The sequence below is a fragment of the Citrobacter sp. Ca225 genome (assembly GCF_030337175.1).
Taxonomy (GTDB): domain Bacteria; phylum Pseudomonadota; class Gammaproteobacteria; order Enterobacterales; family Enterobacteriaceae; genus Citrobacter_A; species Citrobacter_A amalonaticus.
Genome location: NZ_JAOWCD010000045.1, coordinates 1 through 24236 on the forward strand (window position 1 = coordinate 1; position 24236 = coordinate 24236).

The 24236-nt window shown below is 56.0% G+C and carries 25 protein-coding genes; all 25 read left to right on the plus strand.

Features of this window, described 5'->3' with window-relative positions; translation table 11 throughout:
• Positions 1 to 1956, plus strand: a 1956-nt coding sequence (locus OGW13_RS01855) for a DMSO/selenate family reductase complex A subunit (RefSeq protein ID WP_287115523.1), incomplete at its 5' end; no start/stop codon positions are given.
• A gap of 13 nt (positions 1957 to 1969) precedes the next feature.
• Entirely contained in the window at positions 1970 to 2596 is a 627-nt protein-coding gene (locus OGW13_RS01860) for a DMSO/selenate family reductase complex B subunit (RefSeq protein WP_042999104.1), read from the plus strand.
• The gene (locus tag OGW13_RS01865) at positions 2589 to 3362 is read left to right on the plus strand and encodes a dimethyl sulfoxide reductase anchor subunit family protein (protein WP_044327723.1); all 774 of its coding nucleotides are present in this window, start codon (positions 2589 to 2591) and stop codon (positions 3360 to 3362) included. The genes OGW13_RS01860 and OGW13_RS01865 overlap by 8 nt, the downstream gene beginning before the upstream one ends.
• Positions 3363 to 3406: 44 nt before the next feature.
• A complete protein-coding gene (locus tag OGW13_RS01870; protein ID WP_287115524.1) occupies positions 3407 to 4003 on the plus strand; it encodes a molecular chaperone TorD family protein in 597 nt (198 codons plus the stop codon).
• Complete coding sequence (napF, locus tag OGW13_RS01875) at positions 4000 to 4536, plus strand: ferredoxin-type protein NapF (RefSeq protein WP_044264057.1); 537 nt, start codon at positions 4000 to 4002, stop codon at positions 4534 to 4536. The genes OGW13_RS01870 and napF overlap by 4 nt, the downstream gene beginning before the upstream one ends.
• A gap of 214 nt (positions 4537 to 4750) precedes the next feature.
• Complete coding sequence (locus tag OGW13_RS01880; RefSeq protein WP_287115525.1) at positions 4751 to 5086, plus strand: type II toxin-antitoxin system PrlF family antitoxin; 336 nt, start codon at positions 4751 to 4753, stop codon at positions 5084 to 5086.
• Positions 5087 to 5090: 4 nt separating this feature from the next.
• On the plus strand, positions 5091 to 5567 hold the full coding sequence (locus OGW13_RS01885; RefSeq protein WP_287115536.1) for a type II toxin-antitoxin system YhaV family toxin: 477 nt from the start codon (positions 5091 to 5093) through the stop codon (positions 5565 to 5567).
• 423 nt (positions 5568 to 5990) lie between these two features.
• Positions 5991 to 6521, plus strand: a complete 531-nt coding sequence (locus OGW13_RS01890) for a fimbrial protein (protein WP_042999110.1) — start codon at positions 5991 to 5993, stop codon at positions 6519 to 6521.
• 68 nt (positions 6522 to 6589) lie between these two features.
• The gene (locus OGW13_RS01895) at positions 6590 to 7138 is read left to right on the plus strand and encodes a fimbrial protein (protein ID WP_042999111.1); all 549 of its coding nucleotides are present in this window, start codon (positions 6590 to 6592) and stop codon (positions 7136 to 7138) included.
• A 63-nt stretch (positions 7139 to 7201) separates the two neighbouring features.
• On the plus strand, positions 7202 to 9676 hold the full coding sequence (locus tag OGW13_RS01900; protein WP_287115527.1) for a fimbria/pilus outer membrane usher protein: 2475 nt from the start codon (positions 7202 to 7204) through the stop codon (positions 9674 to 9676).
• Between the two features lie 42 nt (positions 9677 to 9718).
• Entirely contained in the window at positions 9719 to 10462 is a 744-nt protein-coding gene (locus tag OGW13_RS01905; protein ID WP_044264050.1) for a fimbrial biogenesis chaperone, read from the plus strand.
• 17 nt (positions 10463 to 10479) lie between these two features.
• Positions 10480 to 11103 carry a fimbrial protein gene (locus OGW13_RS01910; RefSeq protein ID WP_052517371.1) on the plus strand — a complete coding sequence of 208 codons (624 nt, stop codon included), beginning with the start codon at positions 10480 to 10482 and terminating at the stop codon, positions 11101 to 11103.
• On the plus strand, positions 11103 to 12158 hold the full coding sequence (locus OGW13_RS01915; protein ID WP_044257299.1) for a fimbrial protein: 1056 nt from the start codon (positions 11103 to 11105) through the stop codon (positions 12156 to 12158). Before OGW13_RS01910 ends, OGW13_RS01915 begins: the two co-directional genes overlap by 1 nt.
• A 9-nt stretch (positions 12159 to 12167) precedes the next feature.
• Positions 12168 to 12716 carry a fimbrial protein gene (locus tag OGW13_RS01920; RefSeq protein ID WP_222167470.1) on the plus strand — a complete coding sequence of 183 codons (549 nt, stop codon included), beginning with the start codon at positions 12168 to 12170 and terminating at the stop codon, positions 12714 to 12716.
• Positions 12717 to 12799: 83 nt separating this feature from the next.
• A complete protein-coding gene (locus OGW13_RS01925; protein ID WP_225851817.1) occupies positions 12800 to 13408 on the plus strand; it encodes a helix-turn-helix domain-containing protein in 609 nt (202 codons plus the stop codon).
• 82 nt (positions 13409 to 13490) lie between these two features.
• Positions 13491 to 13688 carry a DUF4762 family protein gene (locus OGW13_RS01930; protein ID WP_044257294.1) on the plus strand — a complete coding sequence of 66 codons (198 nt, stop codon included), beginning with the start codon at positions 13491 to 13493 and terminating at the stop codon, positions 13686 to 13688.
• A 63-nt stretch (positions 13689 to 13751) separates the two neighbouring features.
• Positions 13752 to 14423, plus strand: a complete 672-nt coding sequence (locus OGW13_RS01935) for a DsbA family protein (protein WP_104445958.1) — start codon at positions 13752 to 13754, stop codon at positions 14421 to 14423.
• 5 nt (positions 14424 to 14428) lie between these two features.
• Entirely contained in the window at positions 14429 to 15379 is a 951-nt protein-coding gene (locus OGW13_RS01940; protein WP_109739559.1) for an ABC transporter, read from the plus strand.
• A gap of 8 nt (positions 15380 to 15387) precedes the next feature.
• A complete protein-coding gene (locus tag OGW13_RS01945; RefSeq protein WP_287115531.1) occupies positions 15388 to 17496 on the plus strand; it encodes a peptidase domain-containing ABC transporter in 2109 nt (702 codons plus the stop codon).
• Positions 17493 to 18644, plus strand: coding sequence for an efflux RND transporter periplasmic adaptor subunit (locus OGW13_RS01950; RefSeq protein ID WP_125339199.1), 1152 nt, complete (start codon positions 17493 to 17495; stop codon positions 18642 to 18644). The genes OGW13_RS01945 and OGW13_RS01950 overlap by 4 nt, the downstream gene beginning before the upstream one ends.
• Positions 18645 to 18647: 3 nt before the next feature.
• Positions 18648 to 20579 (plus strand): ATP-binding cassette domain-containing protein, encoded by a 1932-nt coding sequence (locus tag OGW13_RS01955; protein WP_054176697.1) that lies wholly within the window; start codon positions 18648 to 18650, stop codon positions 20577 to 20579.
• Positions 20576 to 21955 carry a TolC family protein gene (locus OGW13_RS01960; RefSeq protein WP_287115533.1) on the plus strand — a complete coding sequence of 460 codons (1380 nt, stop codon included), beginning with the start codon at positions 20576 to 20578 and terminating at the stop codon, positions 21953 to 21955. The genes OGW13_RS01955 and OGW13_RS01960 overlap by 4 nt, the downstream gene beginning before the upstream one ends.
• The gene (locus OGW13_RS01965; RefSeq protein ID WP_044257281.1) at positions 21942 to 23195 is read left to right on the plus strand and encodes a beta-ketoacyl-[acyl-carrier-protein] synthase family protein; all 1254 of its coding nucleotides are present in this window, start codon (positions 21942 to 21944) and stop codon (positions 23193 to 23195) included. The genes OGW13_RS01960 and OGW13_RS01965 overlap by 14 nt, the downstream gene beginning before the upstream one ends.
• Positions 23192 to 23998, plus strand: coding sequence for a hotdog family protein (locus OGW13_RS01970; protein WP_109739554.1), 807 nt, complete (start codon positions 23192 to 23194; stop codon positions 23996 to 23998). Before OGW13_RS01965 ends, OGW13_RS01970 begins: the two co-directional genes overlap by 4 nt.
• Positions 23985 to 24236, plus strand: coding sequence for an acyl carrier protein (locus OGW13_RS01975; RefSeq protein WP_044268444.1), 252 nt, complete (start codon positions 23985 to 23987; stop codon positions 24234 to 24236). Before OGW13_RS01970 ends, OGW13_RS01975 begins: the two co-directional genes overlap by 14 nt.

Below are 24236 nucleotides of genomic sequence, written 5' to 3' on the forward strand. Positions count from 1 at the left end.
AAATCGGCCCAGATCCGCGAAATTTTAATCAGCGAGTCAGCTTGGGAAGAAATGACCTGCTTATTCGCACCTTCCCTAAATCTTACCGGCGGCTATTTAAATTATCATAACACCTATTCCACGGCGCAAATTGCCACCGCAACGCCCTATACTCACGGCGTGTATGTCGGAAGTCACTTTACGCAAATTGCGCATTCCGATCTGGTGGTGCTGTTTGGTCTGAATTTGTCTGAAACGCGCATGTCTGGCGGCGGACAGGTGGAAGAGTTACGTCGTGCGCTGGAAGCCTCGAAAGCGCGGGTGATTATTATCGATCCGCGTTATACCGACTCGGTAGTTACCGAGCATGCCGAGTGGCTGCCGATTCGCCCGACGACCGATGCCGCGTTGGTGGCTGGTATCGCCCATACGTTGATTACCGAACAGTTGATCAATGAAGCCGAGGTGAATAAGTACTGCGTGGGCTATGACAGCAGCACGCTGCCTGAAGGCGCTGCGCCGAATGCCAGCTATAAAGACTACGTGATCGGTAAAGGTGATGACGGTATCGCTAAAACGCCGGAATGGGCGGCGGAGATCACGGGGCTTCCGGCGACGCGCATTCGCCAACTGGCGCGCGAAATCGCTTCGGCTCGTGCCTGTTACATTTGTCAGGGCTGGGGGCCGCAGCGTCACGCTAACGGCGAGCAAACCGTGCGCGCCATTCAGACGTTACCCGCACTGACGGGCCACTTTGGCCTGCCGGGCACCAATAACGGTAACTGGCCTTATGGCACCCCGTATGGCGTACCGCTGTTACCGATTTTGACCAACCCGATCAAGACTTCCATTCCGTGCTATCTCTGGACAGATGCGATTCAACACCCGGAAATGATGACGGCCACCACGATGGGGGTGAAGGGGGCGGATAAACTGAAAACCGGCATCAAGATGTTCTTCAACCAGGCCGGTAACACGCTGCTGAATCAGCACGGTGAAACCAACCGCACGCGCAAAATTCTCGCGGATGAAAGCTTGTGCGAAACCATTATCGTCATTGAAAACCACATGACGCCGAGTGCGAAGTATGCCGATCTCCTGCTGCCGGAAACCAGCTATCTCGAAGCGGAAGATCTGGTGGACAGCTCCTATGCCACGGGGTCTCACAACTTCATGATCGCCTTGCAGAAAACGGTCACGCCGATGTGGGAAGTACGTAGCACCTACGATATTTGTGCTGATATCGCCGGGCATCTGGGGCTGCGTGAGCAGTACACCGAAGGGCGGACACAGGCGCAGTGGGCAGAAATGCACTATCAGCAGATCCGCGAGAAACGTCCGTACCTGCCGGAATGGTCGGTGGCGAAAGAGATGGGGGTCATTGACCAGCGCATCGCAACCGACAAACAGAGCCTGGCGTTTGCTGATTTCCGTGCCGATGCCGTGGCCAATCCGCTGACCACGCCATCCGGCAAGATTGAGATCTACTCGCAGGCGCTGGCCGATCTCGCGAAAGCGTGGACGCTGCCGGAAGGCGATCGCATCCCGGCGGTACCGGAGTTCTGCGCGGTGACAGAGTCGCATCTGAACAAAGCGCTGACCGCGAAGTATCCGCTGCAGTTAAGCGGTTTTCACACCAAAGGCCATACCCACTCAACCTATACCAACGTGTTGATGCTGCATGAAGCGGTACCGGATGAAGTGTGGATCAACCCAATAGATGCCAGCGCACGCCAGTTGAACTCTGGCGATCTGGTGCATGTGTTCAACGATCGCGGCGTGGTGGCGATTCCCTGCAAGGTGACCCAGCGGATTCTGCCGGGTGTGGTGGCGATGCCACAGGGGGCGTGGACTCGTCTGGATAGCAACGGTGTGGACGTTGGCGGGTGCATCAATACCCTGACCAGTCATCTGCCGTCGCCGTTGGCGAAAGGGAACCCGCAGCATACCAACCTGGTTGAAATCAAACGCGCTTAAGGAGTGATCCGCAATGAAACAGTATGGCTTTTATGTTGACTCCTCGCGCTGCTCGGGCTGTAAAACCTGCCAGGTCAGCTGTAAGGATAATAAAGATCTGGACGTCGGCCCGAAATTCCGCCGGGTCTATGAATACGGCGGCGGAAGCTGGGTGAAAGAAGGAGAAAGCTGGCACAACGACACCTTTACCTACTACCTCTCTATCGCCTGTAACCACTGTGATGAGCCAGTCTGCGTATCAGGCTGCCCGACCGGCGCGATGCACAAGCGTGAAGAAGACGGTCTGGTGCTGGTCGATGACAGTATCTGCGTGGGCTGCCGCTATTGCGAGATGCGCTGCCCGTATGGCGCGCCGCAGTTTGATGCTAAGGCCAAAGTCATGCGCAAATGCGACGGCTGTCTCGACCGACTGGAGCAGAATCTGCGCCCCATCTGTGTGGATTCTTGCCCACAGCGAGCGCTGGATTTCGGCCCAATCGATGAACTGCGCGCGAAATACGGTAGCGAGAACGAAATTGCGCCACTACCCGCCGCGTCGTTTACCCATCCTAACCTCATCATTAAGCCGCATCCGAAGGCCAAACCTACGGGCGATAAGGAAGGGGCCATTATGAACATGGGGGAGGTGCGCCATGCATGAGTTACCGCTGGTCTTTTTTACCGTCTTTACCCAAAGCGCAGTGGGGGCATTTATTCTGCTGCTGATTGGCGGCACCCTGGGGCAGATCGAGGCGCGACGGATGGCCATCGGCCTGTTCTGTGTCATGTGTCTGTTTGGGGTTGGGGTGCTGCTGGGGGTAATCCACGTCGGACAACCGCTGCGTGCGCTGAATATGCTGCTGCGCGTGGGTCATTCGCCGATGAGCAACGAAATTGTGCTGTCGGCAGTGTTTGCCACGCTTGGCGGGCTGGGTTCTCTCGGTCTGCTGCTTAACCGTGGCGCGACTGCGCTGTGTAAAGCGCTGGTATGGCTGGCGGCGGTGGTGGGCGTGGTCTTTATTCTGGCGATCCCACAAATCTACCAGTTGCCGACGGTGGTTACCTGGCGCACCTCGTATACGACGGTGATGATGGTGCTGACGCCGCTGATTGGCGGCGGCATTCTGGCCGGGCTGTTCGGGCTGCGTCTGGGATTGTTGGTGAGCGTACTGGCGATACTCGTAAGTTTCTGCCTGCGACCGGGGTATGTGTCGACGCTGATGAGTGCGGACGACGCGTTAACGGCGGCGCAAACCAGTTGGTTTACCGCACAAGCGGCGCTGCTGGCGCTGGGCATTGTTGGGGTGGTGACCTGGGCGCGGTTGAAGTCCAGTGTCACGGTTCTGGCGATGACCGCCGTGGTCGTCATCGTGGCTGAGCTAGTGGGCAGGATTGCGTTCTACAATCTGTGGACGTTACCGATGTAACCTGTGAGCGGCTTCGGCCGCTCTGTTTTCAGGAGGAGCCAGAGATGACCCCCGATGCTGTATTACCGAGGATCCTCGGTGCACTGTTTTATTACTCTCCCGGACGACCGGAGGTGAAAGCGCTGTTCGACAGTCTGCCCATGCTGCCCGATCTGTATCCGTGGCGCGATCCGGTGCAGATTGCCAGGCTGTGTGCTGACTGGCCGCTGCCGGATGATGAAGAACTGGCGTGGCAATTTTCCGTGCTGTTCGAAGGGCAAGGGGATATGCCCGCGCCGCCATGGGGTTCCGTCTGGCTGGAGCGCGATAATTTGCTGATGGGCGATACCACCGCGGAATACCGCGCGTTTTTACAGTCGCAGGGAATGGCATTTGACTCGCGCCAGAGCGAACCCGAAGATCAGTTTGGCCTGATGCTGTTAGCCAGTAGTGCGCTGCTGGAGGTCGGTAAAGACGCGGCGGTAAATCAATTATTCGCAGTGCATCTGCTGCCGTGGGGATATCGCTATCTGGAACGCGTGCAGGACAGCGCGGTGAGCCCGTTCTATGCGCGTCTTGCCGCCGTAACGGCGTGTTATCTGCAGGAAATGGAGCTGCAACGCGCGTTACAACCTGCGGTGAAACGGCTGTACTTCGGATGAACAAGTCAGAGAAATATTATCAGGCGCTGATGACGCATCGGCACGTCAGTCGGCGTGGACTGTTTCGCGCGTTTGTCAGTGCGGCAAAGCACACTGCGCCGGAGGGGGTATCAGTGCCTCAACTTGCGCATTCGTTGCCGCCGGGAGCCGTGCCTGATGCGCAGTTCATCGCGCAATGTACCCGCTGCAACCAGTGTATCGATGCATGCCCGATGGGGATTCTGACCCGTCACGAAGACGGCTACCCGCAACTGGCTATTGAATATGCCAGTTGCGATGGCTGTGGGGCGTGCATTGTCGCATGCCCGAGTGACGCGCTGTGCGTACAGGCGCGTTTTGATACAGGCCTGCGGCCAACGTTCAGCGCTGCCTGCGTTAATCCAGTGCGCTCGTGTAACCAGTGTGTTGAGGCATGCCCCGAACTGGCCTGTACCCTCGGCGCGACGGGGATCCCTGTGCTGGACAGCGAGCGTTGTACCGGCTGCGGTGAATGCCGGGTACAGTGTCATGTTGATGCCGTCAGTCTGAAATAATCCTTCCGCCCGAATTTGCGAGACGGCTTCCCGTTTTGATCTTTTCCTCCTTTATAGGCTTTGAATCCTTTGTCATTGCGAGTTTCTGAGTGTAACGTTCAGCTCCGTGAGTTCTTTGCTAACAATGCAACTACATTGCAATGCGTTTGCATTGTTTTTCTGGCGAGCCTACAATGCGTTTAAAATTTGTACACAGTAACGCAAAGGGATAAATATGTTCGCCTATGTTCGATCTGAAGACATTGCCATTGAAGCGGATTCTAAATTGACGGAACGACATCAAACGACTATCCCTGCGTCGATCAGGGACGCTTTACATCTTCGCAGTGGTGATCGTATTCATTACACATTGCTTTCCACGGGTGAAGTACTGCTTTCAAAATACAGTGAAGCAACGGAGGACGGTGTGATGCGATCATTCCTGGACTTCTTATCACAGGATGTGGCGAATAACCCACAAACGCTGAAGATGCTGGATTTATCCCGTGGCTATGAACTGGTTGATGGTACCGACGTCAATCTTGATGATGAAATCAGCGACGAAGACTGAAAAAATGGATTTTCCCACATGGCTGAACGGGTGGACGATCTACGCTCATCCCTGTTTTATCGATCAATACAACGCGCTGGTCGCACGTGTTGAAGACCTTAAGCACAGGTTTCCAGATCCCATTGTTTTCCAGAAGAAGAAAGAGACCAAGGTGCTGGCGCATTTATTGAAATCCATTGCCAACATTACCCACGAACCCCGAGCTTCTGTTTACCGGCCTGGTGACAGTATAGGGAAAGCTTATACAGACTGGTCGAGAGCGAAGTTTGGTGGAGGACGGTATCGCTTATTTTTCCGTTATAGCCTCGAGAGTAAGATCATTGTCATCGCATGGGTGAATGATGAAGGGCCATTGCGCACCTACGGCAGCAAGACCGAGGCCTATAAGATTTTCGGGAAAATGCTTGATGAGGGGAATCCACCCGACGACTGGCTAAGTTTGCTTCAGGCTTGTCAAAACGACGGGAAGGAACATCTTTGAGCTCTACTGTTGATATTTTCACCTTAACTATTCCAATAATTTACTGAATCATTATTTTATTTCCGGTATTATCGGGAATTATCCTAATCTCTTCTCCGCTTTTGAATTCTATATCCGCTAAAACCCGTCATGTATTTCGGATTTATCACACCACTTCGCGAGATATAAATCCACCTTTCCTTTCCCTGCGAGTTAACAATGCGTATCTATCCCACAGCAAATGTAGTGCTTTGTGTGGAAATTTTGATTTGGTAGCATTTTCATCAGTTCAAAGGAGTGGTGGTAATTAATATTATTGCATTTTTAATTATTGCCAGGACATTTCCAGAACAAAACCAAGAGTTGATTACAGCAGGACGAAATAACGAATGCGACGTGATGACTCTTTATTTCTCAGGATATTGGTACAAACAGGAAATTGTTATGAAAATGAATAAAGTTGCTATGGCTGTTGCGTTCAGCGCCGCTCTGGGTTCTATGTCTGTTTTAGCTGACACAACGAACGGTGTGATTGAATTCCAGGGTGAACTGGTAAATACCGCCTGTGGTCTGGCACCAGGTTCAAGCCCGGTGACCGTTGATTTTGGTCAGATTCCTGTTTCTGCACTGGCTAACGGTGCTCGCGCCGGAAACGTACACCAGAACATCGAACTGCAGCACTGCGACATCACGGTAGCGCAAACTGCAGAAGTGACTTACACCCCGACCAGCACCAACCCAACTGACGCCACTCTGGCGGCCTTTACTTCCGGCACCGCGTCTGGTGCGGGTATCGGCCTGCGTGACAGCGCCAGCCAGGATGTGGTGTGGGGCACTGCAACAACACCTGTCCAGCTGGTTAATGGCACCAACACCATTCCGTTTGTGGCCTATGTGAAAGCAGAAAGCGCAAGCGCAACCGTGGCTGCTGGTTCCTTCCAGTCCACCGTGAACTTCGAGATTGCGTACCAGTAATTGACCTGAAGTGATGAGTGCGGGGCGTGTTCCCGCACTTTCTCCACCGTAGACCAGGGAGGGACAAAGTGAAAATAAACAATACGCTCCTCATTGCCGTCTATTTTTGCGCTCTGGTCGGGTCGGCTTCGGTTTCAGCATCCACCGTCACGCCGGGTAAATTAGCCATGAGCGGTGAACTGATTGAGGCGGCATGCAGCCTTGACCCGAACAGTCGGGATATAGAGGTTGAGTTTGGGAATGTTTCTGCCAGCCTGATTAATCGTAATGATGAAGGCAATATTACGCGGCCAGTGTTGATACGCCTGACGGGATGTTCCGTGGTGAAACGAGGCAACGATGGTTCACTTTATCCTTATGCTTCGGTCACTTTTATGGGCAATGCGGCGGCATCCGATCCCACCACATTATTAGTCAGTGGTGACGCCGATGGCTTTGGTATTCGTCTACGTGACAGTCAGGGTGAAATATTAACGCTGGGTCAACCCTCTCCGGAATATGAACTGAGCGAGACCGATAACGTTTTAAAATTTTCCGCATCGCTGGTACCGGTTCAAAAATATATAAAAGCGGGCGAGTTTACTGCCGTTGCGCAGTTTTTTATGGATTACCACTAACAGCATAACAATAACCTGGCAGGAAGCAGGACGTTTTTAACGGATTTATTCGGGATGAAAATCATGTCGGTAAAAATAAAAAACCCTATAACGATGATTGCTCTTCTGGTAATGAATAGCTGCTATGCAGCGACAACCAGTGCTGAGGAGAGCGTTGAGTTTAATACCGATGTCCTGGATGCAGCGGAGCGCACGCAGATTGATCTGTCGCGTTTTGCAACCGACAACTATGTCACGCCTGGTGATTATTTGTTGGATATCCGTATTAACGGTCAGCCGGTCGGTCAGGAGAAAATTCGTTATATCGAGGCTCCTGAAGGCAAGCGCACGTTGCCGTGCATCAGCGGCGACCTGCTGGACAAACTGGCGCTGAAAGGTGAGGCCCGCACGCAAGTCACCCAGCTCTATGAGAACTGCTATTCCCTGCAAAGTCTGCCAGGGGCGAAATTAAGCAACTATGCTGGCGTGCTTGAAATTACCGTGCCGCAGGCGTGGATGAAGTATAACGATCCGAACTGGACGCCGCCTGAGCGCTGGGATGAAGGGATCGCGGGTCTTCTGTTTGACTACAGCCTCAACGGGCAACTCACCCGCCAGTTCAACGGCCAGGAAAACTACAGCGCGGTTTCAGGCTATGGCCAGGCGGGCGCGAACATCGGCGGCTGGCGTGTGCGCGGTGAATATCAGACCAGCTATTACAGCCAGAACCATCAATTCGATTTCGACTGGAATCAGATCTACGCCTACCGTCCTTTGCCGATGATGGCGGCGAAACTGACGCTGGGTGAGATCTACCTGAATTCGCAGGTTTTCGATACCGTGCGTTTTACCGGGGTCAACCTTGCCAGCGATGAGCGGATGCTGCCACCGGCGTTACAGGGCTATGCCCCTGAAATTCATGGTATCGCCCGTACCAACGCCAAAGTGACCGTCAGCCAGAGTGGGCGCGTCATCTATGAAACGACCGTACCCGCCGGGCCGTTCAACATTCAGGATTTGCGCAGTTCAGTGCGTGGCACGCTCGATGTACGTGTCGAAGAACAGGACGGCTCGGTCTCCACTTTCCAGGTGAACACCGCCAATATTCCGTATCTCACGCGTCCGGGCTACGTTCGTTACAACATCTCAGGCGGTACGCCGTCCCGTTACAACCATAAAATGCAGGGCCCAACGTTCCTTTCCGGCGATTTCTCCTGGGGGGTCAGTAACGCGTGGTCGCTGTATGGCGGCTTACAGTCTTCAGGTGAAGAGTACACCGCGGCGTCGTTGGGTATCGGGCGCGATCTCTATGCGTTTGGCGCTATTTCCATTGACGCCACCGAGTCGTGGAGCCGTGAGCCAGACGGCAACCGGCTGAAAGGAACCTCTTACAAGCTGAGCTACGCAAAAACCTTCGACGAATACAACAGCTCCATTACCTTTGCGGGCTACCGCTTCTCGCAGGAAGACTTCCGCACAATGGCGCAGTATCTCGATGAACGCTATCAGGGATACGACCACATCGGGCGCGAAAAAGAGCTCTATACCATCACCGGGAATAAAACCTTCTGGGCTGGCGAAGCAGGGAAGGCGACGACCGTCTTCCTGACCTGGACGCACCAGAACTACTGGGATAAGCGTAGCCAGGATCGTTACGGCATGTCGGTGGGGCGCGCCTTCCGCATTGGCGACATCAACGGTATCACCGCCAACCTTTCCGCTTACCGTACCGATTACAAAGGGCGCAAAGACGATTCGATCTCCTTCTCGCTGTCGGTGCCGATTGGCGACAACAAATGGGCGGGTCTGGATATCCAGACCAACAACGGCAAAACCAGTCCGATGGCGTCCTACACCGACAACAGTGATTACAACAACTTGTGGCGTATTCGTGCCGGTGCCAGCCAGAGCGGTAACGCCAGCGTTGACGGTTATTACCAGCATCGTTCGCAACTGGCGGAAATCAATACCAATGCCAGCTATCAGCAGAGCCAGTATATGGCGCTGAGCACGACACTGCGCGGTGGCTTCACGGCAACCCGCCACGGTGCCGCGATGCATAACAGCGGCGCAACGATCAACACGGCGCGCGTTATGGTGGATACCAATGGCATTGGCGGCGTGCCGCTTAACGGCAAGAAGTCGCGGACTAACGGCTATGGCATTGCCGTGGTGCCGGATGTGGTGAGCTACAACAGTTTTGACACCCGCGTGGACGTGGATGCGATGGACAGCGACATCGAACCGTCAAAAGCCATCAGCACGACAACCCTGACGGAAGGCGCGATTGGCTATCAGGCCTTCGGTATGGCGAAGGGGATGAAGATGATGGGGACGCTACGCCTCACGGATGGCAGCGTCCCGCCATTCGGCGCGGAAATTTACAACACCGATGGCGTAAGCGTCGCGATGGTGCTGGAAGACGGGCAAGCCTGGCTTGCGGGGGTCAATGCGAACGAAACGCTGAACGTGATGTGGGGCGGTAAACAGCAATGTCAGGTGACGATCCCGCCAGGCGCAAACAACGGATCGGCGAACACGCTTCTGCCGTGTCGTTAATCCCGACAGAACGAGTTATCTCACTGTAATAAAAGGCCAAAAATGAGCAAGAAAAGACATAGCGGATATCTGATGGCGGCGTGGGCGCTGAGCATGATTGGCGGCTACGCGCAGGCGGGGGTCTCTCTGGATCGGACCCGCGTCATTATTACGGAGAAAGAGGCCTCATCGAGCGCCAATCTGTCCAATACCAGCCCGGATATTCCCTTCCTCGCCCAGTCGTGGGTCGAGGATGAAAAGGGCAACAAGATTACCTCGCCGCTGATTGTGTTACCGCCGCTACAGCGAATCAACGGAGGGCAGAAAGGGATCGCGCGCGTCACCAAAACCGCCGGGATCGAAAAGCTGCCGCAGGACAGAGAAAGCCTGTTCTACCTCAACGTCCGGGAGATCCCGCCGAAGCCGGATAAACCGAATACGCTGCAACTGGCCATGCAGTCGCGCATCAAGCTGTTTTACCGCCCGGCGGCGGTGATCCCGAAGACCCGGAGTGAAATCTGGCAGGACCAGGTGGTGTTCCAGAAAAACGGCAACCAGATGACGGTACAGAATCCAACGCCTTACTACGTCACGATCCTTGGGTTGTCCAAAGGGGCCGGACAGAAGATCACCCAATTCCCGGGGATCATGATCGCGCCCAAATCGAGCCAGCAGTTTGCGGTAACGGACGGAAATGTCAGCCAGTTTTCCATGATGTACGTGAACGACTATGGCGGACACCCGGAGCTGAAGTTTCGTTGCGATGGCAACACCTGCAAAGCGCTTCCACCGGCGCAGCAGGGCTAACCAGGAGGAACCTGACAATGCAAAATCCTTTATTCACGGTGGCCCTCCTTGCGATGGGCGTGGCGTTTCAGTGCGGGGCGGATGTGCCCGCGCAGCCACAGCATAGCGCTCAGGAACATGTCAGCGAAGATAGCGGCATTGTCCGGTTTCACGGCACCGTGTTTGCCTCTCCCTGTGTGCTGATGACACAAGGGCGTATTCAGGATGTCGAGATGGGCGAGATCAGCGCGCAGAATTTTCGCCAGGCGGGCGATCGCAGTGAGCCGGTACGCTTCAAATTGTATCTGAAGGACTGCCTGAAAGGGGCGTCGCAGTCGCGAGGGAGTCTGGCGTCCAGAACCACCGGGAATGACTGGCGTGCCTACAGCACCGGGGAGCAGGCGGTGCAACTGACGTTCGTTGGTGAATCCGATCTTAATAACGGCCAGCTATTACGCACCAGCGGTACGACCCAGGGAGCCGGCGTGCGCCTGCTCGATAAAAACGGGAATGCGCTGGATGTCGGGCAGACCCATGCGCCCTGGCTGGTGAACTCTGGTGATAGTGAACTGAATTTTATGGCGGCGCTGGAATCCACGGGGTTGCATGTGAGCGCGGGTGACTTTAGCAGCCTGGTCCGCCTGAAGATGGAGTACTTGTAATGAAACTGTCAGGCCTGTTCCGCCGCAAATGGCCGGTCTTACTGGCACTCAGCACGCTCGGCTTACCGGGCGCGGCGTGGTCCGCACTGGACGGTGAAATTGAACCGGTGAATGGGACCTATGACTATCTGATTAATATCAGCAATCATGATATTACCTCCAACCAGGCAGGGGCGACCATTACTGACGAGTTTAATCTGGCAGGGATGTTCCAGGGGCGTGCGTACTGTACACAGTCAATGGTGGATCAGCCGGTGTATTACATGTCTCAGGCGACGTTGACGCAGTCCGGAATGACGCCGGGTTACCTCAAACTGAATGACTATATGGACGTTAAAATTGAGATCTACATCGGCGGGAATCTGCAAGATTATAAAACAGTACCGTTTGATAACATCTCAAACGACGCCAATCAGAACTACTGTAACCCGCCCAGCACGATCCTTGACAACCAGTTTACCTCCGGTGCAAAGGGGAAAGTGACCTTTATGATCACCAAACCGATTATCAACGGGGTGAACCTGCAAGGATCTGAGATCGCAAAACTCTTTGGTCGCCTGGGGCCGGGCGCAATGGGGCAAACGCCGCTTTCCCGCATCACCATCGCTTCCGGTGTCATCACCGTGCCGGATAAATGTATCGTCAATCAGGGGACGCCGATCGTCGTTGACTTCGGCAACATACCGGGGATCGGTAGCCGACTGAATGGCATCAATTACAGCAAAAACGTACCGATTCATGTGAAGTGCGAGGGCGGCAGTTTTGCCCAGGGGGCACTGAATATCAAATTGGGGATCCAGCAGGCTAATCCTGCGTTTGACGATGGTAAATACCTGAGTACGCAGGGGACAACGGATCGTTCCGAGCTGGGCATTGCGCTGCGCGATCGTCAGGGCAACCCGGTGGCGCCCAATACCTTCTATAACGTGCCGGGGTTTGCCAATAACGAAGGCGACTGGAACCTGACTGCCGCGCCGGTGGCGAAATATACCACCTCCGTCATTCCGGAAGGTGAGTTCCATGCATCTGCAACGGTTGTGGCTGAATTCCAGTAAGGAGGGAATATGCATCGCATAACAATGGTCTTTGTCGGTTTATTGACAACGCTCGCTCCGGCCCCGGTGTGGGCGCTGGGGGAGTTGCTGGGTGGCGATCTCAGTTTCACCGGCGTGGTGATGGCCTACCCGTGCAGCATTGCGCCTGATTCAGAGCGGGTGCCAGTCGATTTCGGGAAAGTATCGACCAAATCACTGTATATCAACGGAAAAACAGTGCCGGTTCCGTTCACGATCAAATTAGAGGATTGCACGCCGAGCGTCTTTGATTCTGTGACGGTGACGTTCAGCGGTACTGCCAATGGCAATCTGGCGGACCGACTGGCGATCAGCGCCACATCACCGGGCAACGCGGGTGGCGTGGGGATCGGTCTTCTGGAGGAAGACGATACGCCTGTGCGCCTGAATGTGGCGACCCGTCCGGCCGCGATCAGCGACACCACTTTACGGCTTAACTTCCAGGCATTTGTGGAGGCTGAACCGGATGCCTTAGCAAACGGCACCCTGACCACCGGACCTTTTACCGCCACAGCGAATTACACATTGAACTATCAGTAGCGTCATCAAAAGGATATTGAGGCATGGTGTATCAGTGTTTTCTTTACAACAAAGATCTCTTTTTTTCGCAAGGAATCAAAACAGTGATTGCCAGTTTGCTTGCGGAGAAAACGGATGTTTTATATTCCTTAACGGATGATTACACGCAATTGATTAAGCAGTTACAGACTCGCGTGAATGATGACTGCTGCCTGTGGATCCTCTGCGATTTGGACAGCCTGCCGCGTGAGCGGATTCGCGCGCTGCAGCTCATGAATAATTTCTATCAGCGTGAAAACAAGAATCTGATCATTTTATTAAGCGAGCACAACATGCCGCTGTTTTTCACGTTGTATGCGCTGTTGCCAAACGCGCACTGGTTATTGAAAAGCGAGAATCTCGCCAATATCACCCCTTTTTTTCAGGAATTATTGGACCAACGACGCCAGGGATGCTGCTTTAGCTATTCATTAGTGAATTACACCCGCAGAAGACTGCACCACCGGGAAATGAATTATACGATTTCCGGCAATGAATGGTGGCTGATGGAAGAGATATTCAAAGGGAAATCGCTGTCGCAAATTTCCGGTGAAGTGAATATTGATGTCCGGCGCCTGAGCTATATCAAGCGGCACTTAATGAAACGACTGAATATTAGAAACAACATTGCGTTATTCACGGTGTTCAAGGGAATTATGCCGTGTGACCCGTGAACTGTCTTTTCGGCAGTGGTATTTGCCGAGCGATCGGTGCAAGTGATTGCACCCCATTAAACCCTAAGTAAGGAAAACAGAGATGAAAAAATTAACTGCGATCGAAGTGGCTAACGTGGTGGGCGGAACCTGTAAAACCTGCGAAACCACGTATCAGAACGTCACTATTGGTGGTGTGACCTCCTGTAAGGAACTGACAACCTGCACGGATAAGCACGGTACGACCACGTCAATGAAAGATGCGAACGCCAGCAAGTGTGGTGGGGTTCCGAACCGCTAATCATTGGCTATGACCTGGAGGTACCCGCACCTCCAGGTTTATTTTTTCCGCTGCGAGAATACTATGGCAACCCAATTTAAACGCATCACTATTATCAGCTATTCGCTGTGTTTGATCGTCATCTCTTCGTTGATGACGGTGCTTTGTTATCACATTTTTGTCTTTAATACCTTTGCCACGGATAACTCACAAACACAGGCTTTTCGTGAAGTCAGCGCAGAACAAATTGCACAGAGTCCGATTAAAGACGCGCGCAGTATTATCGAGGTGATGTCTTACGGTTGCCATTATTGTGCGGCTAACGAAGAAAATCTGGCGGAATTTTCCCGGACCCTGCCGCCGGGCAGTGTATTTACCGCGATTCATATTACCAGTGAGGACAGCGGTCTTGCTGCTTACGCGCCGATTTTCGCCACGCTGGAAGAGATGGGGATTGAAAAGAACGTTCGCGACAGCGCCTATAACGCCGTTATTACCCGTAATGTCGACCTCACCGATGAGAAGGCATTGAATGCCTGGCTGGTAAAAAACAATATTGATGTGGATAAATTTAATACTCTGCGTCAGAGCGATGCGGTTAAAAACCGTCTCAGCACGATGGCGGCCATTACCGCGCATTATGATATTAACGCGACGCCGATGTTTATTATCAATAAACGCTACGTGGTCGCCCAGGACAGTGAATTTCCTCAATTTGCGCAGCGCATGCTGCAATTGCTGAAAGAGGATAAATAACCGCGGTGGTCAGATTTTTTATTATCTGGAGCGTATTTAGTTTTAAAAACAGTGCGGGTTGGCTGTATGACGCGAAGCGTAATTTTTCTCAGGGAACACTGATTCTGCTGCGAAAAATGGTGCGTTATCTACCGCTGCCCGCATTACTGACCGTGGCGAAAGGACTCTGCGCGCTGCGGTTGCTGGGGCGCTCTTATCGCTTACGCAATGCGGTGGCAAACGAAAACACCCGCTGCCTGATCGGGCAAACCGGCCGGGTGAACGCGGCCTGGATCGCGGTGCGTCGCCGCCTGCTGGAAGAGGCCGCAACATGGGGACAAAACCCGGCGCTACTCCAGCAGATCCGTGCCTGTGCGGCAGAACTTGATGCCGTAGTCGCACCGCTGCATCAGCAGAACATTCCTTACATTCTGGCGCCGTTACATACGGTGTCGGACGTGCTGGCGGCGATGGTCGGTGCCTGCGTCACGCCGGGTAAAGCCTGCGTGGTGGTCTCTTCCAGCGCCGAACTCTACAACGCGCAGACCCGTGCCCTGGGCGGTATCGACCTCTCCTATTGCTCCATCCATCAGCAGAACAAAACGCTGGCCGGCAGCCTGATGGAGCTCATCACCGATGTCGCTACCGGACGGCAGAACATGATTATTTTTCCCGATATCTCGCCGGACTACACCCTACAGGCCGAAGGGGCGCTGGCGGCGAAACTGCCGTGTCGTTTATTCGGCCGCAGCGCGAAGTTACACAATGGCGTGGTGCGCCTTTCCGGAGTGATTGCGGCGCAGGTGGTGTTTTATCACCTCAGCTACCACAACGGTCTGCACATTCATATTCGTCCGCCGGTGAGCAGTCAGAATGTCGCCCGCGAACTGCCTGACATTATTGAATCCACGCTGCGCGAATATCCGCAGGAGTGGCTCCTTTGGCACAGCCATTCTCTCTTCTTTATTAATCACTGATGATAAAAATGACGACCACGATCCCGAATCTGATCTTTCAGGAAGAGACCAACGAGTGCGGCCTGGCGTGCGTGGCAATGCTGGCACAGACGCAGGGGCAGCCTGTTTCGCTGGCCACATTGCGCGAGTGGTTTCCGGCCTCTGACCACGGAACCTCACTGGATACGCTGATGAGCATTCTGGCGCGGCTGGGTATTGCGACGACGCCGGTCCTGTTTGAGCACGATGAGCTGAGCGACCTGCCGCTGCCGGCCATTTTGCATTATGGTGCAAGTCACTATGTCCTGCTGGCCTGGCGCAAAGGCAACCACGTGTGCGTGATGAACCCGGCGATTGGTGAGCAGTGGTTACCGTTTGCCGCGCTTAAGCAGGAGATCAGCGGCTATGCCCTGATTGTCGAACCTGAGCAGGCCGTTGCCGCAGACCCTGATTTGCCGTTGTCGACAACCGCGCAGAGCGCGCCGCGCGCGATGAGCATGCAGGAAACTGCGGCGGTACCGGGGATCTATCGGCTGATGCTGCTGACCTTCCTCGTCTCGCTGACGCTATTTCTGATGCCGACGATGGTGAGCAACGCCATCAACCAGGCCTTCTCCAGCGTGGAGAGCAGCGACTTTCCCTACGGCTGGTTTATCCTGGCGTTTGTCGCCTCCTCACTGATGGCGCTGGGCGTGCGGGTGATTAGCGAACGCTTTATCAAACGCTTTGTGCTGATTCACAGCGGTGTGGGGTTTTCCCGCCTGCTCCACAACCCACTGCGTTTTTTCGAAAAACGGGCGCCGGGGGAGATCTTCAGCCGCTTCACGGCCTGGCAGATTGGCCTGTTGCAAAAGATTGAGCTGGATAACGGCCTGCGCTCCGACTGGGTGATCTGTACGATCGCGCTGGCGATCATGTTCTGGATTGCGCCCGTGCTGGCGGCGATCTCCGCCGTCGGCGTTACGGTAATGGGGGTCATCAGCGTCTGGGCGGTGATCCGTGACCGCTGGTTCACCCAGCAATTGCAGCTGAAAAGCGCCACCCTGAATGATTTTTTCATGGAGACCATTCAGGGCATTTTGACCGTCAAAACTGCCGGACTGGAAGGGCAGCGCCAGGGACAATTCGCCGGTTTCAGTCGCGATCTGTTTTCGTGTCTGCAACGCCAGAAGGTCTATCAGCAGGTGAAAGAGGGGCTGTATCAACTCACCGGAAGCCTGGAGATGGTGGTGTTTATGCTGGTGGTTCTGCCGATGGTGCACAGCAAACTGATCTCGCTGGGCGATTTTTTTGCCTATAGCTTCCTGCGGCAAATATTCACCTCCTACGTCACGCGGATCTTCTACGCCATCATTCAGAAATCGCAATTGAACGTGATCGACACCCGCGCCCATGCGCTGTTTGCGCCACGAGACGAGGCGAAGCCCGCTTCGTTTGCGATGCAACTTCCCACCGATACCGCGCCGGATCTGACGTTTGCGTCGTTGTGCTATGGCTACGATCCCGCCAGGCCGGTGCTGTCGTCGGTTTCGCTGTCGCTACGCGCGGGCGATCAGATTGCAATTGTCGGTGAATCTGGTGCGGGTAAGAGCACTTTACTCCGTCTGATTGCCGGCCTGTTTTCTCCGCAGGCGGGGGGCTGTTATGCCGCAGATGCGGCACTCCCTTCGCAACAACTGGCGCAGTTTGTCTGCCTGCAAAGTCAGGAGGATATTCTGTTTAACGCCTCGGTTCGCGAAAACATTACGTTGTTCGACGCGCACTACCGCGAACGCGACCGTGGGCGGATTGAGGCATTGCTGGAATCCCTCGCGCTGGGTGAGGTGGTACGCGGATTACCGGGCGGTATCGACGCCCTGATCCGCGAAAGCCATGCGGCGCTGTCGCTCGGCCAGCGTCAGCGGTTATTGCTGGCGCGTGCGCTGTACAGCTCACGTCCGGTGTTGTTGCTTGACGAACCGACCGCCAATCTTGACGACGACACCGCGGCCATTGTCATGGAGACGATTCACGCTCATTGCCAGAAAGCCGGTAAGTCACTGATTGTGGTCACCCACAGCGACGCGATTCTGTCGCGGTTCCAGCGGGTTTATCAACTGAACGACGGCACGCTCAGCCCACTGGAGGTCAACGTATGACGCCGAAATCGCGTTGGCTGCTGATCGGCGGTGCAGTAGCGCTGGCCGTTGCGATCGGTGTCACCTGGGCGTCGCTGGCTTCGACCTCGCCGCAGGAGAGTTTACCGCTGGAGACCATTGGCACGGGCGATATCGAAAAGGTGGTGCTGGTGACGGGGGTTCTGAAACCGGCGGTGCAGGTTAACGTTGGTGCGCAGGTCAACGGACAATTGCGCAAGCTGTATGTGCGCCAGGGCGAGAAGGTGCAAAAAGGACAACTGCTGGCGGAAATTGACCCCACGTTGCAGGAGTCGGATCTCAACAACACGCGCGCGCAACTGGCCAGCGCTAAAGCGCAAAAGCTGTCGGCGCAGGCGACGCTGTTACGTTATCGCCAGGAACTGAACCGCCAGCGCATGATGCTGCGTGACGGCTCTGCCGTGCGCAGTGAATACGAGCAGGCGAAGGCGCAATACGATGCGCAGGTGCAGCAAATTGACGTGAGCGATGCGCAGATTGTGCAGGCGGAGATGGCGGTGAAAACGGCGCAGGCCAATCTCAGCTATACCCGCATTGTGGCGCCCATCGATGGCGAAGTGCTGGGTATCGTCACCCGGGAAGGGCAGACCATCGTCTCCTCGCAAACGGCGCCGACCATTCTGGTGCTGGCGAACCTCGACACCATGCAGGTGCAAACGCGTATCTCCGAAGCCGACGTGCAAAAAATCCGTCCCGGTCAGCCGCTGCGCTTTTACGTCATCGCCAATCCGGATAAACGCTACGTCAGTACGATGGGCTTCGTGCAGCCTGCGCCGCAGGAAGCGCTGGAAGCGTCCGGCGAGAGCGGCATGGGCGGTAATCAACAGGCGATGGCGGTGTACTACACCGGTACCTTTGAAGTGCCTAACGCTGAGCGCGAGCTCAAAACGTCAATGACGGCGCAGGTCTTTATTCAGATTGCCGAAGCAAAAAACGTATTGCGCGTGCCGGTCGCGGCGCTCGGGCAGGCGCTGGATACCGAGCGTTACACCATCACGACCGTTGAAAACGGGAAAACGCGCACCCGCACCATCCGCATTGGGATCAACGACCGGCAATACGCCGAAGTGCTGGAGGGATTGCAGGTCGGCGATCGCGTGGTGCTGGCGCAGGACACGGTGCGAGGATAGCGGATGGAACCGATTATCGTCTTACGCCAGGTTTGCCGGACATTCCGCGCGGGAAGCGAGACGCTTGCGGTGCTGAGTGACATTTCACTGACCCTCCACAGCGGTGAGATGGTGGCGATTGTGGGCGCTTCGGGTTCGGGGAAGTCCACGCTGATGAACATCATCGGTTGCCTGGACAAACCTTCTTCCGGCGAGGTGTTGATCAACGGAACGCCGGTACATGATGCCGACAGCCTGCACCTGGCCGATCTGCGCAGTCGTTATCTGGGGTTTATATTTCAGCGCTATCACCTGATGCCGTATCTGACGGCGGAAGAGAACATCGCCATTCCCGCGCTGTACACCGCGATGTCAGCGCAAGAGCGCAATGCACGTACCCAGCGTCTTGCACGTCAGCTTGGCCTGGAAAACCGACTCCAGCACCGCCCCGCCCAGCTTTCGGGGGGGCAACAGCAGCGCGTGAGCATCTGTCGGGCGCTGATCAACGGTGCGCATATCATCCTCGCGGATGAGCCCACCGGCGCACTCGATAGCGTCAGCGGCAAGGCGCTAATGGACGTGCTGCATCAGCTGCATGCGGCGGGGCACACGGTCATCATCGTCACCCACGACCGCGACGTTGCCCGGCAGGCGCAGCGAATGATTGAGATCAGCGACGGGCGAATTATTCGCGACGTTCAGCACGCCGCCGTTCGTCGGCCGATTACGCTGCCGGAGCAGGATAACGGACGCGCCTCGCTGGGCCGCCGTCTTCATGAAGCGGTCCGCATGGCCTGGCGTTCGCTGCTCGGACACCGGATGCGCGCGTTTCTCTCCATGTTGGGGATCATCATCGGCATTGCGTCGGTGGTGTCGTCGATGGCGGTAGGCGAAGGCGCACGGCAGGCGATCATGAGCGAGATTGGCAAACTGGGAAGTACCACGCTGGAGATCCATCCCGGCACAGGGTGGGGCAGCAAGCGCCCGGATATGGAGCGCGCATTGTCGATGGACGATGTGCGCAGTTTACAGGCGTTGCCGTGGATCATGGGCGTCTCGCCGGTGGTCAGCAGCACAACGCTCGCGGTTCGCAAAGGGCTCGACTCCTCCATGATGCTCTCCGGCGTGTCACAGGACTTTTTTGCCCTGCAAGGGCTGCGCTTTGTGCAGGGAAATGGCTTTACCGCACGCGACGTCGCGGAAGGCGAACCGCTGTTGATTCTCGATGAGACCGGGCGCGATACGCTGTTTCCCGGTGGCGAAAATCCGCTTGACGAGATAGTCCAGATTGGCGGCGCGCCGTGGCGGGTGATCGGCGTGGCGACACGACCCGGCCCGAAAGTGGTGGGCGGGTTTATGACCGCCTGGGTTCCGCATACGTCATTACAGCAGCGACTCACCGGCGAAAAGCCGCTGGAATCGTTGATTCTGCGTTTTCAACCGCGGCTGGAACCGCATGAGGCGGCGCTGCGGGCGGAACGTCATCTGCTGCGGGAACATGGCCGGAAGGACTTCTTTATCCAGACCGACGATCAGCTGGCGAATGCGTTGCAAAAGACCTCTGACTCGATGTCGTTGTTGATTACCGCCATTGCGGCGATCTCCCTGCTGGTGGGCGGCGTCGGAGTGATGAACATCATGCTGGTGTCGGTGACAGAGCGGACGCATGAAATCGGCATCCGCTTGTCGGTGGGGGCGCGTCCCTCGGACATCATGAACCAGTTTCTGATTGAGGCCGTGATGATCTGCGCCCTCGGCGGCCTGTTGGGCGTGTTCGGTTCGTGGGTGGCGGGGCATCTTTTCGCCCTTGCGACCGATGCGTTCTCAATGGTGTTCACTGCGTTTCCGGTGCTGATGGCCTGTGGGTTTTCTGCCCTGATCGGCCTGACGTTTGGCTATTTTCCGGCGCGCAGGGCGGCTCGCCTCAACCCAACCGAGGCGCTGGCTCGCGAATGAAAAGACTGCTTGTGTTGCTCGCACTTTTATTGCTCGCGGGTTGTGGCTCACTGACCCGCAGCGACTACCAGCGTCCGCTGTTGTCTTTGCCCACCCAATGGGGGCCTGCTACCGACACGGTGTCGGAATACGGCTGGCAACGTTTTGGCGATCCCCGACTGTCGCGGGTGATTGAACAGGTGCTGGAAAGCAATAACGATCTCGCGGCGGCGGCCATCACCGTGCAACAGGCGCGTGTGGCGGCAGGGTTAACTGACACCAATATGACCCCCGATGTGGCGGTCAGCGGTTCTGCCAGTAACAGCAAAAACACACGCCGGGGAACATCCGCGCAGGAAAACTACAGCAGCGGCATCACCATCGGCTGGGAACTGGATCTGTGGGGAAAACTGGCGCGGGCCCGTGAGCAAAGCGAGTGGGAAGCGGTGGCGAGCGAGCAGGATTATCACGCGACGGTACTCACCACGATGGGCACCACCGCCCAGTTGTACTGGCGTATCGCACTGTATAACCAGCAGATTCGCAATCAGCGTGACGGTCTGGCGATTTCGCAACAGACCGTGCAGCAGGTGACGTCATGGTTTAACGCCGGGAAGGTCGGCCAGCTCGATGTGTTGCAGGCGCAGCAGGCCCTGCTGGAACGAGAGAATCAGTGGCGAACGCTGGTTCAGCAACGTCAGAATACGCGCAATGCGCTGGCGCTGTTGCTCAACAGACCGGCAGAACAGCATGCCGATGAATCACCCGCGCTGGATGCAAACCAGCAGGTGCCGATTGCGCAAAAAACACCGCTACGGGTGATTGCGCAGCGGCCGGACATTCAGGCCGCGGAGTCGCGTCTGCGCGCGGCCCTTGCGGGTTACGACGCCTCAAGGCTGCAGTTTTATCCCGCACTTTCGCTTGATGCCTCACTGAATGCCGGCAGTCAGATCTTCAGCCAATGGTTCCGCGATCCGATCCGCACGATTGGCGGCACGCTGGCGCTGCCGTTTATCCAGTGGAACACCCAACAACTCACCGTGAAGCAAGCGGATCTTGCGGTTAAACAGGCGGCAATCGCCTTTCGCTCGACGGCCTACGCCGCGCTCGCCGAAGTGGATGAGGCGATGGAAAACCGCCTGAGTGCTGATGAACAGCGCGCACGACTTCACCAGTCGCTGATCTTCAGTCAGCGGCGTTTAACCCTGACGGAAAGCCGCTATCGCGCGGGCGCCGTGGATTTTCAGACGTTGTTGAACGCGCAGGACGATCTGTTGACGTTAGAGAACGCCCTCGCACAAACCCAATACGACTACCTCTACGCCACGTTGCAGCTCTGGCTGGCGCAAGGGGGTGGCGAAACGCAATACAGGATGATGCAACATGAAGCCGAATAATGAATTTAAGCGGGTCGTCGTTACCGGGTATGGCGCCGTGACCCCACTTGGCGCGACGGCTGATGAGAGCTGGCAGGCGATGATGGATAACCGTCTGGGCTATCGCTACGTCGATAAAACGGCGCAGAATATCAACACCCATTTTCTCGGGCTGGTGGATAACGAGCCGAGCCTGGCAGGTGTTCCTGCAGTGATTCGTCGTCGGCTGCCACGCTTTGCCCGGCTGACCGTTGGCGCGGCACGTCAGGCTATGACGATGGCCTTTGGCGTCAGGCCGCCGCAGGAATACTACTGCACGCTCGACTGCGGCGTGATCATGGGAACCGGCTGGGGAGGACTGGACGAAAGCTACGACGCACAAAGTGAGTTTGCGGCCGCGGGCGTCGCTTCACCGTTTAACTGTTTTTACTCGATGCCCAGCGTCACCACCGCAGCATGCAGCCAGTTCTGGGGACTCAATGGTTACCAGAATACGGTGGTTGCCGCCTGCGCGACGGGGACGATCGCTATTGGCGACGCTTACGAGGTGATCCGCAGCGGCAGGGCAAAGATGATGCTGGCCGGCGCCGGAGAATCTCTCACCAGCCACTGCGCGGTGTGGAACATTGACGTGCTGGGCGCACTGAGTAAGGAGGCGTCGGATCCGCAGCGCGCCAGCTGTCCGTTCAGCGCCCATCGTAGCGGCTTTGTGTTATCGGAAGGGGCGGCGGTGCTGTGTCTGGAAGAGCGCGAAGGGGCACTGGCACGCGGCGCGACGATCCTCGGCGAGATTACCGGCTACGCCAACTTCTCCGACGCCTGGGATTTCACCTCGCCGGCGGAAGACTGTCTTGCCCGCGTGCAAACCATCACCCATGCGCTGCAACAGGCGGAGCTGGAACCGGAGCAACTCGACTACATCAACGCGCACGGTACCTCGACGCCGCTGAACGATATCAATGAAACGCAGTCGCTAAAAATGGCGCTGGGGGACGCGGTGTGGTCCATTCCGGTTTCCAGTACGAAATCGTACTCCGGGCACTTAATTTCCGCGGCGGGCACCTTCGAGAGCATTGTCTGTCTGCAAGCTATCGCCAACGGCATCATTCCCGCGACGGCCAATTTCCAGCAAGCGGATGAATGCTGCGATCTGGATTATGTGGTTGAGGGCCATCGTGCGGGCAATGTCCGTCGCACGCTAAACCTGAGCTTCGGCTTTGGTGGCGCGAATGCGGCGTTGATTCTGGAGAAGCACGTATGATGCCGCTTCATTATGGTCAACAGGATGCCCGGCGCTGGGCCGCGTTTTCGGGCGATTACAACCCGGTACACTTTGACGAGGCGTGGGTGAAAGCGCGGGGCGGAAGCGGACTCAGCGTACATGGCATGCGCGCCTTGCTGGACGTAAAGCGGTTTATCAGTCCGCCGGTCGACGACGCCCCGTTTCTGAAATGTACCGTGCGTCTGCGTCGACCGCTGTGGCGGGATACCGCCTATCGACTGACGCGCGATGCGACTAAGCGGGTTGCGGCGTCGGTGCGGGAGTTTTCTGCCGAAGAGACCTGCCTTTCTTGCCAGATCACGCCGGAGAACCACCTGCCACTCGTCGATGGCGAAAGCCAACGGGTTCTGGATTCGTCGGCGCTGGCCGCGCTGCACCGGACGTTTCTGCCGCTGTTGCCCGACGCTCAGCAATGGCATTTTCTCGACGCCCTGTTGTTTCGTCATCTTCTCCAGGATACCGCGCTGTTACGCCAGCAGGCGATTGCCGACATACTGCCGACGTGTCGGACGCTGGATGCGCTGTTTTCTCACTTTCCTGTTGTACAGACCCATCAGGAAGTCATTTTTGACAGTCATCTGCTGGCCCCCTGGCGAGCAGAGTCGCTACCGGAACATCTAGAGATCGACACCTTGCCGGCCCTGGTGGTTGGCGACCTTGCGAATGGCGCGGTGGTGGTGCGAATCGCCGCGCGAACCTGTTATCAACATCACTACATTAGCAATGCCGTAACGCTTAAAGTCGGCGCGCTGACAAAAGGAAAATCAAATGAGCCAGCATGAAATGATCTACGACAAAATCAGTGAAATGATCTGTGACGCCAAAGACCTGGCGCCGGAGGCGCTGACACCAGAGACGACGCTGCCTGAACTGGAGCTGGACAGCCTCGACTACGTTGAACTGATGGTACTGGCGAAGCGTGAATTTAACGTCACGCTCAACCCTGAAATGTTTATGAAAAATCCAACCATGACGCTTCGCGAACTCAGCCAGCGTATTGCGCAGGAAATGGCAGGTTGA

Coding starts and splice junctions, on each gene's coding strand:
- OGW13_RS01860 (WP_042999104.1), top strand. CDS start 1,970: ATGAAACAGTATGGCTTTTATGTTGACTCCTCGCGCTGCTCGGGCTGT.
- OGW13_RS01865 (WP_044327723.1), top strand. CDS start 2,589: ATGCATGAGTTACCGCTGGTCTTTTTTACCGTCTTTACCCAAAGCGCA.
- OGW13_RS01870 (WP_287115524.1), top strand. CDS start 3,407: ATGACCCCCGATGCTGTATTACCGAGGATCCTCGGTGCACTGTTTTAT.
- napF (WP_044264057.1), top strand. CDS start 4,000: ATGAACAAGTCAGAGAAATATTATCAGGCGCTGATGACGCATCGGCAC.
- OGW13_RS01880 (WP_287115525.1), top strand. CDS start 4,751: ATGTTCGCCTATGTTCGATCTGAAGACATTGCCATTGAAGCGGATTCT.
- OGW13_RS01885 (WP_287115536.1), top strand. CDS start 5,091: ATGGATTTTCCCACATGGCTGAACGGGTGGACGATCTACGCTCATCCC.
- OGW13_RS01890 (WP_042999110.1), top strand. CDS start 5,991: ATGAAAATGAATAAAGTTGCTATGGCTGTTGCGTTCAGCGCCGCTCTG.
- OGW13_RS01900 (WP_287115527.1), top strand. CDS start 7,202: ATGTCGGTAAAAATAAAAAACCCTATAACGATGATTGCTCTTCTGGTA.
- OGW13_RS01905 (WP_044264050.1), top strand. CDS start 9,719: ATGAGCAAGAAAAGACATAGCGGATATCTGATGGCGGCGTGGGCGCTG.
- OGW13_RS01910 (WP_052517371.1), top strand. CDS start 10,480: ATGCAAAATCCTTTATTCACGGTGGCCCTCCTTGCGATGGGCGTGGCG.
- OGW13_RS01915 (WP_044257299.1), top strand. CDS start 11,103: ATGAAACTGTCAGGCCTGTTCCGCCGCAAATGGCCGGTCTTACTGGCA.
- OGW13_RS01920 (WP_222167470.1), top strand. CDS start 12,168: ATGCATCGCATAACAATGGTCTTTGTCGGTTTATTGACAACGCTCGCT.
- OGW13_RS01930 (WP_044257294.1), top strand. CDS start 13,491: ATGAAAAAATTAACTGCGATCGAAGTGGCTAACGTGGTGGGCGGAACC.
- OGW13_RS01935 (WP_104445958.1), top strand. CDS start 13,752: ATGGCAACCCAATTTAAACGCATCACTATTATCAGCTATTCGCTGTGT.
- OGW13_RS01945 (WP_287115531.1), top strand. CDS start 15,388: ATGACGACCACGATCCCGAATCTGATCTTTCAGGAAGAGACCAACGAG.
- OGW13_RS01950 (WP_125339199.1), top strand. CDS start 17,493: ATGACGCCGAAATCGCGTTGGCTGCTGATCGGCGGTGCAGTAGCGCTG.
- OGW13_RS01955 (WP_054176697.1), top strand. CDS start 18,648: ATGGAACCGATTATCGTCTTACGCCAGGTTTGCCGGACATTCCGCGCG.
- OGW13_RS01960 (WP_287115533.1), top strand. CDS start 20,576: ATGAAAAGACTGCTTGTGTTGCTCGCACTTTTATTGCTCGCGGGTTGT.
- OGW13_RS01965 (WP_044257281.1), top strand. CDS start 21,942: ATGAAGCCGAATAATGAATTTAAGCGGGTCGTCGTTACCGGGTATGGC.
- OGW13_RS01970 (WP_109739554.1), top strand. CDS start 23,192: ATGATGCCGCTTCATTATGGTCAACAGGATGCCCGGCGCTGGGCCGCG.
- OGW13_RS01975 (WP_044268444.1), top strand. CDS start 23,985: ATGAGCCAGCATGAAATGATCTACGACAAAATCAGTGAAATGATCTGT.